Here is a 13,117-nt window from a genome sequence, read left to right on the forward strand (position 1 = left end):
CGACATCAGGGTTCGCCATCCTGATACGTCTTCTCCACAACACAAGCCACTTTGGAGAAGAGTCAATGCAGTCATCCCAGTCATCCCGTACCCGGTTGACGCTGGCGCCCCTGGCGCTGGCCATCGCCATGGCGCTCGGCGCCACGCCTTATGCCCACGCCGCCGCCGCCGACACGCCAGTCGAACTGGCCATCGCCGCGCAGCCGCTGTCGCAGGCGCTGAATGAACTGGCGCGCAAGACCGGGACCACTTTCGTCGCCGCACCAGCGCTGCTGGTCAACAAGCAGGCGCCGGCGCTGTCCGGCAAGCTGACGCTGCGCCAGGCGCTGGATCGCCTGCTGGCCGGCAGCGGCCTGCTGGCGCACATCGACGGTGACGCCATCACGCTGACGACAGCCCCAAAGCCGGGCGCCGAAAGCGTGCTGCAGGAGGTGCAGGTCAAGGCCAAGGCGGAGCAGTCGACTGAAGGCACCGGCTCCTACACCGCCCGCGCGCTGACCATCGGCAAAGGCGTGCAAACCCTGCGCGAAACGCCGCAATCGGTCACCGTCATCACCCGCCAGCGGCTGGACGACCAGAACCTGCAAACGGTCGGCGAAGTGCTGCTGCAAACCACCGGCGTCACCGCCCAGGAGCGCAACTTCGGCCACCTGACCTATAACGCGCGCGGCTTCTCCATCAGCAATTACCAGGTGGACGGTGTGCCGCGCGGCGAATATGGCGGCATCGGCATCGCCCCCGATCTGGCCATCTTCGACCGGGTGGAAGTGCTGCGCGGCGCCCCAGGCTTGCTGATTGGCAATGGCGATCCGAGCGGCACCGTCAACTTCGTGCGCAAGCGCCCGACGGCAGAAAAGCAGATCGACATCATCGCCCGCGCCGGCCGCTGGAACACCTGGCGCCTGGACGTGGACGTGGCCGGCCCGCTCAACGCCGACGGCAGCGTACGCGGCCGCGTGGTCGCCTCGCATGGCGAACGCGACTCCTATCTGAAGCACACCAGCATCGACACGCCGCTGTTGTACGGCATCCTCGAAGTCGACCTCAGCAAGGACACCATGCTGACCGTCGGCGCGCGTACCCAGTCGTACAACCAGAATGGCGGCCGGCTGATCGGCGGCATACCGCAATCGACCGACGGCAGCGACCTGCAACTGCCGCGCGACACCACGCTGTCGCCCGCCTGGACCGGCATGGACACGCAGGCGCACGAAGGCTTCGCTGAAGTGCTGCACCGCTTCAACGACGACTGGCAGTTCAAGCTCAGCAGCAGCTACAGCCGCAGCTTCCGCCAGGACGTCGCCGCCCGCCGTTCCGGCTACGTCAACCCGGCCACGCTGACCGGCGCCAGCGTCAACGCGGTGGCGTATGGCGACGACGACTTCCGCTCCGGCGGCGTTGACGGCCAGCTGACCGGCAAGTTCAACGCCTTCGGCCGCCAGCACAGCCTGGTCGTCGGCGCCAACTGGGAACGCGAGGAAAGCAACACCCGCAGCGCGCGCGTCAATTTCGCGCCGGCGCTGCCGATCAACTTCAACAACTACAGCGTCGATGGCCTGGTGGCGCCGGCACGCCCGTCCTTCCCCGACACCTACCGCACGCTGATCGCAACGCACGGCCTGTACGGTAACGTCAAGCTGAATGTCACCGATCCGCTGAGCCTGATGCTGGGCGGCCGCCTGAGCTGGTATGAATCCAGCCAGGTGCTGCAACCGGCCGATGTCAGCAGCTACAACTACAAGCAGAGCCACGAGCTGACGCCATTTGTCGCCGCGATCTACAAGCTGAACCGGGACTGGTCGCTGTACGGCAGCTACACCGACATCTTCCAGTCGCAAAGCACCAGCTACACCGCCAGCGGCAAGCCGCTCGATCCGGCTGTCGGCAAGAACTACGAAGCCGGCATCAAGGGCGAGCTGTTTGACGGCAGGCTGAACGCCTCGCTGGCGGTGTTCCACATCGTGCAGACGGGCCGCGCCGCCACCGATCCGGCCTCGCCGCTCGATTGCCCTGGCACGCCGGCAGCTGGCGGCTGCTCGATCAACAGCGGCAAGGTCAAGAGTGATGGCTTCGAGGCCGAACTGAGCGGCGAAGTCGTGAAGAATCTGCAAATCTCGGCCGGCTACACCTATAACGATGCCAAGTACGTCAACTTACGCGGTGACGACGGCAAGCCGCTGTTGCAGGAAGGCCGTGCCTTCGGTGCGGATTACACGCCGCGTCACCTGGTGCGCGTCTGGAGTTCGTGGAAGCCGTCCGGTGCACTGGCTGGCTACACCTTCGGCGGTGGTGTCTCGCTGCAATCGAAACTGTCCGACCTCGATGAGTATGCACCGGCTGGCCTCTCGCCTCGCATCCAGGGCGGCTACGCACTGTGGAGCGCGATGGCCGGCTACCGCATCTCGCAGAACGTCACCGCCACGCTGAACGTCGCCAACCTGTTCGACAAGCGCTACTTCCAGGGTGCCTGGCAGAGCTTCTACGGCTCGCCGCGTAACGTCACCCTGACGCTGCGCGCGCAATACTAAGCCGCATGAAGGAAGGTTTTCGCCAGTGCATGGCCTGGCTGCACACCTGGGTCGGCCTGGTAACCGGCTGGGTGCTGTTGCTGGTGTTTGTCACCGGCACCGCTGGCTATTTCCAGTTCGAGATCACCCGCTGGATGAAGCCGGAGTTGCCGCTGCGGCCGGCCATGCCGGCGGTGGCCACCGCACAGGGTGTCACCACGGCGCAATCGCTGCTGGCACGTCAGGCCGGTGACGCCGAGCGCTGGATCATCCACGTCGACGGCGGCCGCGACAGCATGGACTGGCGGCTGCACTGGCCCGGCCTGCTCGAAAACCTCGACCATGGTTACGGCAGCATCGTTATCGATCCCGTCACCGGCGCCAGGCTGCCGACCGAAGCTGGTCAGCCGCGCGACACCGGCGGCGGCAATGCGCTGTACCGCATGCACTACGAGCTGCACGCCATGCCACGCGAAACCGCCATCCTGATCGTCGGCTTCAGCACCATGCTGATGCTGCTGGCCATCGTCAGCGGCGTCATCACGCACAAGAAAATCTTCGCCGACTTCTTCACCTTCCGGCCCGGCAAGGGCCAGCGCAGCTGGCTGGACGCACACAACGTGGTCAGCGTCATGGCCCTGCCCTTCTTTGTGATCATCACCTACAGCGGCCTGGTGTTTTTCATGGACCACTACCTGCCGGCCGCCATGCACGCCGAATACGGCTGGAGCAAGCTATGGCCCAACAAGGGCTACAGCACGCCGCTGAATCCGCGCGCCAACTCGCGCTTCGACCCGGACTTCCGCCTCAATCCCGAATGGGACGATGCGCTGCCTGGCTCCGGCCTGCGCGCCCCATTGGCCGATCTGCGCGGCCCGCTGCGCATCGCTGAAACCGCCTGGGGCGCGGGGCAGGTCAGCCGCATCTGGGTCGAACATCCTGGCCAGCAAGGGGCGCGTGTGACCATTTTCCGCAAGTTCCCCGGCCCGATGCGCAGCGAGCAGGCGCTGCTGTTCGACGGCGTCAGCGGCCTGCCGAGCAGCGAGCCGCGCCAGCAGAGTCGCGCTGGCGGCGTGTGGCAAGCGCAAAACCTGCTAACCGACCTGCATGAAGGCGTGTTCGCTGGCTGGACGCTGCGCTGGCTGTACTTCCTCAGCGGCCTGCTGGGCTGCACCATGATCGCCACCGGGCTGGTGCTGTGGACCGTCAAGCGCCGCCGCAAGCAGCAAAACGAATTTGGCTTCCGCCTGGTGGACACCTTGAACATCGCCACCGTGGCCGGGCTGTGGAGCGCGCTGGCGGCCTACTTCTGGGCCAACCGGCTGCTGCCGCTGGACCTGGCCGGCCGCGCCGCGTGGGAACAGCACAGCATGTACATCGTCTGGGGAGTCATGCTGATGCATGCCACGCTACGGCTGCGCTTTACCGACGCGTTGCGCGTGTGGCAGGAACAATTGTGGCTGGCGGCCGCCGCGTTGTGCGCCGTACCGCTGCTGAATGCGCTGACCACCGAACGCCACCTCGGCGTCACTTTGCGCGCCGGCGACTGGGTGCTGGCCGGCGTTGACCTGACACTGCTGGCGCTGGGCCTTTTCCTGGCAATGGCCGCCGTCAAAGTCGGCCGCAAGCGGCGAGCCGCCGGAGTAGCGGCATGAACGCGCACGAACAGCGCCGCTACCGCTGGCACGTGTTCAGCCGGGTGCTGGCCGCCGCGCTGGGCGGCTATGTACTGACATCGCTGATCACCGTCGCGCTGGCGCAACTGCTGTCGCGTACGTTCGGCGTGCTGCCGGCAGCGGCGGTGCTGAGCGCGACGCTGCTCAGCTTTGCGGTCTACACGGTGATTGTGTGCTGGATATTCAGCACGCGCAGCGCCACGCGCGCCTGGCTGGGCGTGGCGCTGCCGAGCCTGGCGCTGGGCGCGCTGCTGCTTATTTGCCGTTGATGACTTCTTTCAGCAACACGAAGGTTTCGTGGTGGATGGCTTGCTCGTTGGCCTTGAACTCCTTGTCGGCTTTCAGGTAGGCCGGCTTCTTCAGCTCCGCCTGTTCGGCTGCGGTTGGCTTGGGCGCGGTCGCATACATCTGCGCGCTGCTGTTGTAGGTATCGTGCAGCACTTTCTTGCCATAGCTGGACTGGTAGAACTTCGTCATTTCCAGCGAGGTTTCGGTGCTCAGCAGCTTGGCCACCGGCGTTGCCAGCCTGGTGTAGACGAATTCCGGCTGCAGCTTGATGACCTTGTCCATCACCTGCTTGCGCTGCTCCGGCGATGCATACTTGCTCATGCCGGCGGTCATGCGCATCATTTTTTCCGCCTGCATGGCGGCCATCAGGTCATGCGCGGCCTTGACCTGCGCGGCGTCCGGATTGGGTGTAGCGGCGTGTGCGGCGCCGGCCAGCAAGGCGGCGCTCAATATGGTGGCGATAAATTTCATAGGCTTCTCCTCTGATTTTTCCTGCATTCTAGCTGGAAAAACAAAATACCTACGCACCAATAAAAAAACCGCAGCGGAAAATAAAAAAGCTCCCCGAAGGGAGCTTTTTTACTGAATATTGGCGGAGAGGGTGGGATTCGAACCCACGGTAGGGTCGCCCCTACGCTTGATTTCGAGTCAAGTACATTCGACCACTCTGCCACCTCTCCTGGTGACGCATTTACTACATTTTTCTCACATCCAAACAAATGGCGGAGAGGGTGGGATTCGAACCCACGGTAGGGTCGCCCCTACGCTTGATTTCGAGTCAAGTACATTCGACCACTCTGCCACCTCTCCGTTTTCCCACCTGCTGCTGCGAGAAGGCAAGATTATAGCAGGTGATTGAGAAAATGGAAGGACAATTTTTACGCTTTTAAATGGGTCAGTCCACCCATGTACGGACGCAGCACGGCCGGGATCTCGACCGAGCCATCCGCCTGCTGGTAATTCTCCAACACGGCGACCAGCGTGCGGCCCACCGCCAGGCCGGAACCGTTCAGCGTGTGCAGCAGTTCCGGCTTGCCCTGGGCGTTGCGGAAGCGCGCCTGCATGCGGCGCGCCTGGAAGGCTTCGCAGTTCGACAGCGACGAGATCTCGCGGTAAGTGTTCTGCGCCGGCAGCCACACTTCCAGGTCATAGGTCTTGGTGGCGCCAAAGCCCATGTCACCGGTGCACAGCGACAGCACGCGGTATGGCAGGCCCAGGCGTTGCAGGATGGTTTCGGCATGGCCGACCATTTCATCCAGCGCGGCGTACGAATGATCGGGATGCACCACCTGCACCATCTCGACCTTGTCGAACTGGTGCTGGCGGATCATGCCGCGGGTGTCGCGGCCATAGCTGCCCGCTTCAGAGCGGAAGCACGGCGTGTGAGCGGTCATCTTCAGCGGCAACGCTTCGGCGGCCAGAATGTCGTCGCGCACGATATTGGTCAGCGATACTTCCGAGGTCGGGATCAGGTAGAAGGTCTCGCCCTCGCCTTCCGCGCCGCCCTTCTTCACCGAGAACAGGTCGGCTTCAAACTTCGGCAGCTGGCCGGTGCCGCGCAGCGAATCGGCGTTGACCATGTACGGGGTGTAGCACTCGGTATAGCCGTGCTCGTCGGTGTGGGTGTTCAGCATGAACTGCGCCAGCGCGCGGTGCAGACGGGCGATGCCGCCTTTCATCACCGAGAAGCGCGAGCCGGTCAGCTTGGTCGCGGTGTCGAAGTCCAGGCCCAGCGGCGCGCCGACATCAACGTGGTCCTTGACTTCAAACTCGAAGCTGCGTGGCGTGCCGACCTTGCGCACTTCCACGTTGCCGCTTTCGTCATTGCCAACCGGGACCGACTCGTGCGGCAGGTTCGGAATGGTTTGCAGGAAGTCCGACAGCTTGGCCTGCAGTTCACCCAGCTTTGTTTCGTTGGCCTTCAGCTCGTCGCCCAGGCCAGCCACTTCCGCCATCAGGGCGCTGGTATCTTCGCCCTTGCCCTTCATCATGCCGATCAGCTTGGACTGCGAGTTACGCTTGCCCTGCAGCTCTTCGGTGCGCGTCTGGATCGCTTTACGTTCCGATTCGAGAGCGTTGAACGCTTCCACATCGAGCTGGAACTTGCGGGTCGCCAGGCGCGCGGCGACGTTGGCTATATCTTTACGGAGAAGTTGGATGTCAATCATGGGAACAAAGCCGTTGTTGTATCGAAAACGTCCATTGTACCAAGACGACGCTACTTCCTAGCGAGTTTTGCGCAGCCCGCCGGCTGCCGCCATTACAGTACGGCTTTTTCGGCGGCGGTCAGGCGTTTGGCCGTCACCGTCACGGTTGGCAGCACGCTGTCAGCCTTGGCAACGACCACCGCTTTGTCGGCTGGCAGGTAGATATCGACGCGGCCGTCGGCGGCGGTGGCGAAGCTGGTGGCGCCGGCAACGACGACAGCAGCAGCGAAGATGACTTCCATGTGTTTGGCGATGTTCATGATGTACTCCTTCAGGTGTTGGTTTCAGTAAGTGCTGCGGTATGGTTGTACTGTACCTAAAGGCGTTCCGGCCCGCGATGGGGATGCGACGAAGCGCAAGAAACGGCGCCTGAAATGCAAAAACACGGTGGAAAGGCGCGCAGGCCGGGTGCTGTAGGATTTCTCCTACGCAACTAATCGTGCGCCATATATTCGTTGAAATTTGTACTATGTATTCAACAGTACAAAGTTCAAAGGAGAAGAAATGAAGACCAATATCCTGAAATTTGCAGCGGCCAGCGCCGTGGCAATGATCGCAGCAGGCTGCGCCTCGACCGGCGGCTCGTCGTGGAATAACGAACCGCCACCGCCGGCCAATCCGGCTTTCGCGGCTGAGATGAACAAGTTCAACGCCCAGTTCCCGAACGACAAGGCGACCAAGTACGAGGAAGTCTCGCTCAACTATAACAATGCGAAAAAGCTGGACGAACGCGGCAACTGCCACGACATCACCAAACATCCGGTGGTTATCATCCTCACGCTGGACGCCAGCGGCAAGGTAACCCGCACCACCACCGACGTCGAAGGCAAGAAAGCCGAGTGCTTCCGCCAGGCTTATGCTGGCGCGCAATTGCCGCCGCCGCCGTTCGCTCCTTACCAGAAGCCGATCCGCCTGCGCTAAGCGGCGTCTTCCTCGGCCGCTTCCTCGGTCTCGGCAGGCTTTTCCAGCCAGTTGATGATGATATCGTTGAAGCGCTCCGGCTGGCGCACCATCGGCCAGTGGTCGGCTTCCATCGCCACCACCTTGCAGCCTGGCTTGGCTGCAAGGTTTTCGGTCCACTGCGGCGAGTGGAACATGAACGGCTTGTTGGTGCCGTAGATGAACAGCATCGGCACCTTGGGCACAAACGGTACCAGCGAATGATAGGAACCGGCCGCGCCTGCGGTCAGGATGTAGTACGGGAAATTCATGCCCGCGCTGATGTATTCGCGTGGCGATGGCGCACCCAGCACCCGTACCATGGTCCTGGTCAGCATATTGCCCAGCGGGCCACCCATGGCCCAGGCCAGCGCCAGCGTGCTCTGGTAACCGCTGACCATCATCTTCTGTCCCACCGAACGTGAACGCGTGGTGGCACGCGACTGCGCATCGCCGATATCGACGCCGATGACGGCCGACACCATCGACTTGTTACGCATATAAAATTCATAGCCGAACACGCAACCCCAGTCGTGTAGCATCAGGATCACTTTCTGCTTCTGGCTGACGCTGTTAACGATGTGCAGCAGGACGCGCATGGTCGCGTCCAGGGAATAGGAGCGGCGCGGCTTGCGGATGTCGAATCCCGGCAGCGTAAAGCGCACGCAACGATAACGATGGCGCAGCTCAGCCACCTGGGCGTCCCACAGGCGGTAGGTATCCGGCCAGCCGTGGATCATGACGATGGTTTCGGTGCCCTCGCCTTCCACATGAATCTCAATACCATCGACCACCAACTCCTTGCTCATTCCTTCTCCTGATGCGTTTTTTGGGCATAACGACATCATGCCAGCTTTGGCAATATTTTTCTTCTGGAAATTTAATCAGCAGCAGGCGACTCAGGACTTGCCGGCGTCCTCGTCCAGCTGGCGCAGGAAGGCCATCTTGTCGGCGATCTTGCTTTCCAGGCCACGCGGTACCGGCTGATACCAGCCGGGCTCGCGCATGTCGTCGGGGAAGTAGGTTTCGCCGGCGGCGTAGGCGTGCGGCTCGTCGTGGGCATAGCGGTATTCGTGGCCGTAGCCCAGCTCTTTCATCAGCTTGGTCGGCGCGTTGCGCAGGTGGACCGGCACCTCGCGCGACTTGTCCTTGCGCACAAAGGCCATGGCCTCATTGAAGGCGTTGTAGCCGGCGTTGCTCTTGGCAGCGATCGCCAGGTAGATCACTGCCTGGCCCAGCGCCAGCTCGCCTTCCGGCGAACCAAGGCGTTCATAGGTGGTGGCGGCGTCGTTGGCGACCTGCATGGCGCGCGGATCGGCCAGGCCGATGTCTTCCCACGCCATGCGCACGATGCGGCGCGACAGGTAGCGGGCGTCGGCGCCGCCGTCCAGCATGCGGCACAGCCAGTACAGCGCCGCGTCCGGATTCGAGCCGCGTACCGATTTGTGCAGCGCCGAAATCTGGTCGTAGAAGTTGTCGCCGCCTTTGTCGAAACGGCGCGCGTTCAGGGTCAGCGCGTTCTGGATGAACTCGGCGGTGATCTTGTTGGTCTTGGCGGCGTTGGCGGCGGTGCCGGTGACTTCCAGCAGATTCAGCAGGCGGCGGCCATCGCCGTCGGCGTAGCCGATCAGCGTATCGATGGCGGCGTCCTCGAATTCCAGCTGGATCAGCACCTTGTCGCGGGCGCGGTCGACCATCTGCCGCAGTTCGCTCTCGTCGAAGGACTTCAGCACATATACCTGGGCGCGCGACAAAAGTGCCGAATTCACCTCAAACGAAGGATTCTCGGTGGTGGCGCCAATCAGCGTCACCAGCCCGGATTCGGCATACGGCAGCAAGGCGTCCTGCTGCGATTTGTTGAAACGGTGGATCTCGTCGACAAACAGGATGGTGTGCTTACCCATGTCGAGGTTGTGCTGCGCCTGCTCCATCGCGGCGCGGATGTCCTTGACGCCCGAGAATACCGCCGACAAGGCAATGAACTCGCAGTCATAGGCTCTGGCGGTCAGGCGCGCCAGCGTGGTCTTGCCGGTGCCCGGCGGCCCCCACAAGATCATCGAATGCGGCTGGCCCGACTCGAACGCCAGGCGCAGCGGCTTGCCCGGCCCGAGCAGGTGGCGCTGGCCGACGACTTCGTCCAGCGTCTTGGGCCGCAGGGCCTCCGCCAGCGGCTGGCGCGGTTCGGTGGAAAATAAATCTGCCATGGTCTGAAATGGAAAAACGCCGCAGCGTCGCAGCTGCGGCGTTGGAATGCTATCGCTAACGCTTAATTATTGAACACGTCAGCGCCCTTCGGCATGACGAATTTAAAACTTGTGGCACTCAGCGCAGGATTTTTTTCGATCTTGCTGAACTTCAGCACCGAGGTCTGGCCGAAGGAATCCTTCAGTTCCATCGCCGCCGGCAAGCCGTCCTTCAGGCCGATGGTGATTTGCTCGAAGCTGGTGTCCTTGGCTTTGGGCACGGCTTTCAGCCATTCCAGGCCGTCGCGCGTGCCGCCTTCGGACAGCGTGAAATTCTTTTCCAGGTCATTGCTGCCGAACAGGATGGCGGCCGGCGACGAGCCCAGCGCATCGCCCAGCTTCTTGACCGTGACCTGGTTCAGGTCCTTGTCATAGATGAACAGCTGGTCGCCATCGGCTTGCAGCACCTGGTCGTAGGGCTTGGCATAGGTCCAGATAAACTTGCCCGGACGGGCGAAGACAAAGGTGCCGCTGGAACTCTTGCCAGCCTTCGGCACTTCGCCATTGGTGTTTTTCACCTGCGTCTGCACAAATTCGCCCTTGGCCGCCTTGGTCGACGAGACGAAGGACTTGAACTGCTCCAGCGCGCTGGCGTGGGCAAAGCCCGCCAGCAGCAGACCGGCGGTCAGCGCCGCCAACGATTTGAACCGAGTCATACATTTCCTTTATTCTGCACTGGCAGCCGGCACGAGAATGTCGCGGTTGCCGTTTGATTGCATGGCCGATACCACGCCACTATTTTCCATTTGTTCCAGCAGGCGCGCTGCGCGGTTGTAGCCGATGCGCAGATGGCGCTGCACCAGCGAGATCGACGCGCGGCGGTTCTTCAGCACCACCTGCACCGCCTGATCGTACATCGGATCGGCCTCGCCGCCGCCTTCGCCTGGGGCCGCGCCCTCGGCGCCACCACCCTCGCCTTCCAGCGTGCCGCCTTCCAGGATACCTTCGACGTAATTCGGCTCGCCGGTGGTCTTCAGGTGCTTGACCACCCGGTGCACCTCGTCATCCGAGACAAACGCGCCGTGCACGCGCACCGGCAGGCCGGTGCCCGGCGGCATGTAGAGCATGTCGCCCATGCCCAGCAGCGTTTCCGCGCCCATCTGGTCCAGAATCGTGCGCGAGTCGATCTTCGACGATACCTGGAAGGCGATACGGGTCGGAATATTGGCCTTGATCAGGCCGGTAATCACGTCCACAGATGGGCGCTGCGTCGCCAGAATCAAGTGCAGGCCGGCCGCACGGGCCTTTTGGGCGATACGCGCGATCAGTTCCTCGACCTTCTTGCCGACCACCATCATCAGGTCGGCCAGCTCGTCGATGATGATGACGATGGTTGGCAGTTTTTCCAGCGGCTCCGGCGAATCCGGCGTCAGGCTGAACGGATTCGGGATGTGTTCCTCTTTCTTCTTGGCCTCGGCGATCTTGGCGTTGTAGCCGGCCAGGTTACGCACGCCCAGCTTGGACATCAGCTTGTAGCGGCGCTCCATCTCGTTGACCGCCCAGTTCAGCGCGTGGCCGGCCTGGCGCATATCGGTCACCACCGGCGCCAGCAAGTGCGGAATGCCTTCGTAGACCGACATCTCCAGCATCTTCGGATCGATCAGGATCATGCGCACATCGCGCGGATCGGACTTGTACAGCAGCGACAGGATGGTGGCGTTGATACCCACCGACTTGCCGGAACCGGTGGTACCCGCCACCAGCAAGTGCGGCATCTTGGCCAGATCGGCCACCACCGGCTTGCCGGCGATGTCCTTGCCCAGCGCCACCGTCAGCGGCGACGGATTGTCGTTGTAGACCTTGGAGCCGACGATCTCGGTCAGGCGCACGATCTGGCGCTTCGGATTCGGCAGCTCCAGCGCCATGTAGTTCTTGCCCGGTATGGTCTCGACCACGCGGATCGAGGTCAGCGACAGCGAACGCGCCAGGTCGCGCGCCAGATTCACAATCTGGCTGCCCTTGACGCCGGTGGCCGGCTCGATCTCGTAGCGTGTCACCACCGGACCTGGGTAAGCCGCCACCACCTTGGCGTCAACACCAAAGTCCGACAGCTTCTTCTCGATCAGGCGGCTGGTGAACTCCAGCGTCTCGATGGAAATGGTTTCCTGGGTTTCCGGCGCATCGTCCAGCAGCGACAAGGCCGGCAGCGCGCCATCGACGCCGGCACGTGGCAGATCCTGGAACAGGTTGGCCTGGCGCTCTTTCTCGACCCGCTCGGACTTGACCACGGTGGTGACCTGCGGCTCGACCTTGATGGTCGGCACCGCCACCGGATGCTTCTCGACGTGCTTGGCGCGCTCGTGCACTACCACTTCCTCGCGCTTGACTGCGGCAACTTCGCCCTGACGGCGGTCTTCGCGGTACTGGTAGCGCTGGATGAACCAGTCGATGGCGTTTTCCACCGCGCCGCCCAGGCGCTCGGCCACCGCCATCCACGACACATGGAAGAACAGGCTGAAACCCAGGCCGAACATCAGCAGCAACAGCAAGGTGGCGCCGGTAAAGCCAAAGGCAACGTGGGCCGAATGGCCGATCAGCTCGCCCAGCACGCCGCCCGAACTGCGTGGCAGTTCAGCGTGGCTGGTCAGCGTGCGTAAGCGCAGGAACTCCAGCCCGACGCTGCCGATGAACAACAGCACGAAGCCGATGCCGCGTATCAGCGGCTCCTGCGCGTGCTCCTGCTCCGGCTCGGTGGACAGCACATATTTATGCGTCAGGCCGCGATAGCCCTTCCACACCACGCGCAGCAGGCAGAACGCCCACCACCAGGCGGACACGCCAAAGATATATAACAGCAGGTCGGACAACCAGGCGCCGGCGCGGCCGCCGAGGTTATGCACCTCCGGCACCAGCGTGCCGTGCGACCAGCCCGGGTCCATCTTGTGATAACTGGCCAGGATCAGCACAAAATACAGGCCCAGGACGGCCAGCGCCAGCCAGCGCGCTTCCGACAGCAGCCGCACCAGCCGGTTCGGCAGGGGCTGGCGCTCGGTCGGCGTACGGGTGTAGCCGGACGTGCCGGCGTTGCTGGCGGCGGCACGCGGCGTGCGTTCCTGGACTTTTTTACTGCTCATAGATGATCTTGGTGTTGCAATGTTGGCGGTCAGGAAATATTCCTATAGCGGTATTCTACGGCATAAGGGCAACAACCGGCCCCACGATTCGTCCTGTTTCCCTGCTTGCTCTATAATCTTGTATTGCTTGCGCAATTGCAATAGCGGCATCCCCTTGCCGCCCCTGCTAGCGCCCCCACATTC

General features: G+C 62.7%; 11 protein-coding genes and 2 tRNA genes. 4 read left to right on the top strand and 9 right to left on the bottom strand.

Translation table 11 applies throughout. From position 1 onward, the window contains the following. Nucleotides 1-65 precede the first annotated feature (65 nt). Genes BLS51_RS16360 through BLS51_RS16370 form a run of 3 tightly spaced genes read left to right on the top strand, consistent with a single transcriptional unit; the run spans nt 66 to nt 4,452 of the window. Entirely contained in the window at nt 66-2,528 is a 2,463-nt protein-coding gene (locus BLS51_RS16360; protein ID WP_090183629.1) for a TonB-dependent siderophore receptor, read from the top strand. A gap of 5 nt (nt 2,529-2,533) precedes the next feature. After that, a complete protein-coding gene (locus BLS51_RS16365; RefSeq protein WP_090183626.1) occupies nt 2,534-4,162 on the top strand; it encodes a PepSY-associated TM helix domain-containing protein in 1,629 nt (542 codons plus the stop codon). Continuing rightward, nucleotides 4,159-4,452 carry a DUF3649 domain-containing protein gene (locus BLS51_RS16370; RefSeq protein WP_090183623.1) on the top strand — a complete coding sequence of 98 codons (294 nt, stop codon included), beginning with the start codon at nt 4,159-4,161 and terminating at the stop codon, nt 4,450-4,452. Before BLS51_RS16365 ends, BLS51_RS16370 begins: the two co-directional genes overlap by 4 nt. On the opposite strand, the gene BLS51_RS16375 is transcribed toward BLS51_RS16370, so the two are convergent. The 5 genes from BLS51_RS16375 to BLS51_RS16395 all read right to left on the bottom strand — a co-directional run bounded on the left by BLS51_RS16375 (nt 4,439) and on the right by BLS51_RS16395 (nt 6,938). Beyond that, nucleotides 4,439-4,942 carry a DUF2059 domain-containing protein gene (locus BLS51_RS16375; protein ID WP_090183621.1) on the bottom strand — a complete coding sequence of 168 codons (504 nt, stop codon included), beginning with the start codon at nt 4,940-4,942 and terminating at the stop codon, nt 4,439-4,441. The genes BLS51_RS16370 and BLS51_RS16375 overlap by 14 nt on opposite strands. Nucleotides 4,943-5,061: 119 nt before the next feature. After that, nucleotides 5,062-5,151 (bottom strand) — tRNA-Ser (locus BLS51_RS16380). Between the two features lie 40 nt (nt 5,152-5,191). Continuing rightward, nucleotides 5,192-5,281 (bottom strand) — tRNA-Ser (locus BLS51_RS16385). Nucleotides 5,282-5,349: 68 nt separating this feature from the next. Beyond that, nucleotides 5,350-6,639, bottom strand: a complete 1,290-nt coding sequence (gene serS, locus BLS51_RS16390) for a serine--tRNA ligase (RefSeq protein WP_090183619.1) — start codon at nt 6,637-6,639, stop codon at nt 5,350-5,352. A gap of 92 nt (nt 6,640-6,731) precedes the next feature. Then, the gene (locus BLS51_RS16395) at nt 6,732-6,938 is read right to left on the bottom strand and encodes a hypothetical protein (RefSeq protein ID WP_090183617.1); all 207 of its coding nucleotides are present in this window, start codon (nt 6,936-6,938) and stop codon (nt 6,732-6,734) included. 244 nt (nt 6,939-7,182) lie between these two features. Between BLS51_RS16395 and BLS51_RS16400 the strand changes: the two genes are divergently transcribed. After that, on the top strand, nt 7,183-7,599 hold the full coding sequence (locus tag BLS51_RS16400) for a hypothetical protein (protein WP_090183614.1): 417 nt from the start codon (nt 7,183-7,185) through the stop codon (nt 7,597-7,599). Here BLS51_RS16400 and BLS51_RS16405 read toward each other — a convergent pair. The 4 genes from BLS51_RS16405 to BLS51_RS16420 form a co-directional block, all read right to left on the bottom strand. Continuing rightward, nucleotides 7,596-8,426 carry an alpha/beta fold hydrolase gene (locus BLS51_RS16405; protein WP_090183612.1) on the bottom strand — a complete coding sequence of 277 codons (831 nt, stop codon included), beginning with the start codon at nt 8,424-8,426 and terminating at the stop codon, nt 7,596-7,598. The two genes, BLS51_RS16400 and BLS51_RS16405, sit on opposite strands and share 4 nt — an antisense overlap. A gap of 90 nt (nt 8,427-8,516) precedes the next feature. Continuing rightward, nucleotides 8,517-9,821 carry a replication-associated recombination protein A gene (locus tag BLS51_RS16410; RefSeq protein ID WP_090183609.1) on the bottom strand — a complete coding sequence of 435 codons (1,305 nt, stop codon included), beginning with the start codon at nt 9,819-9,821 and terminating at the stop codon, nt 8,517-8,519. A 62-nt stretch (nt 9,822-9,883) separates the two neighbouring features. Beyond that, nucleotides 9,884-10,516, bottom strand: coding sequence for an outer membrane lipoprotein chaperone LolA (gene lolA, locus BLS51_RS16415; protein ID WP_090183607.1), 633 nt, complete (start codon nt 10,514-10,516; stop codon nt 9,884-9,886). A 9-nt stretch (nt 10,517-10,525) separates the two neighbouring features. Continuing rightward, entirely contained in the window at nt 10,526-12,934 is a 2,409-nt protein-coding gene (locus tag BLS51_RS16420) for a DNA translocase FtsK (RefSeq protein WP_090183604.1), read from the bottom strand. Nucleotides 12,935-13,117: the final 183 nt, after the last annotated feature.

The sequence above is a fragment of the Duganella sp. OV510 genome (assembly GCF_900100205.1).
In the GTDB taxonomy this organism is placed as follows: Bacteria; Pseudomonadota; Gammaproteobacteria; order Burkholderiales; family Burkholderiaceae_D; genus Rugamonas.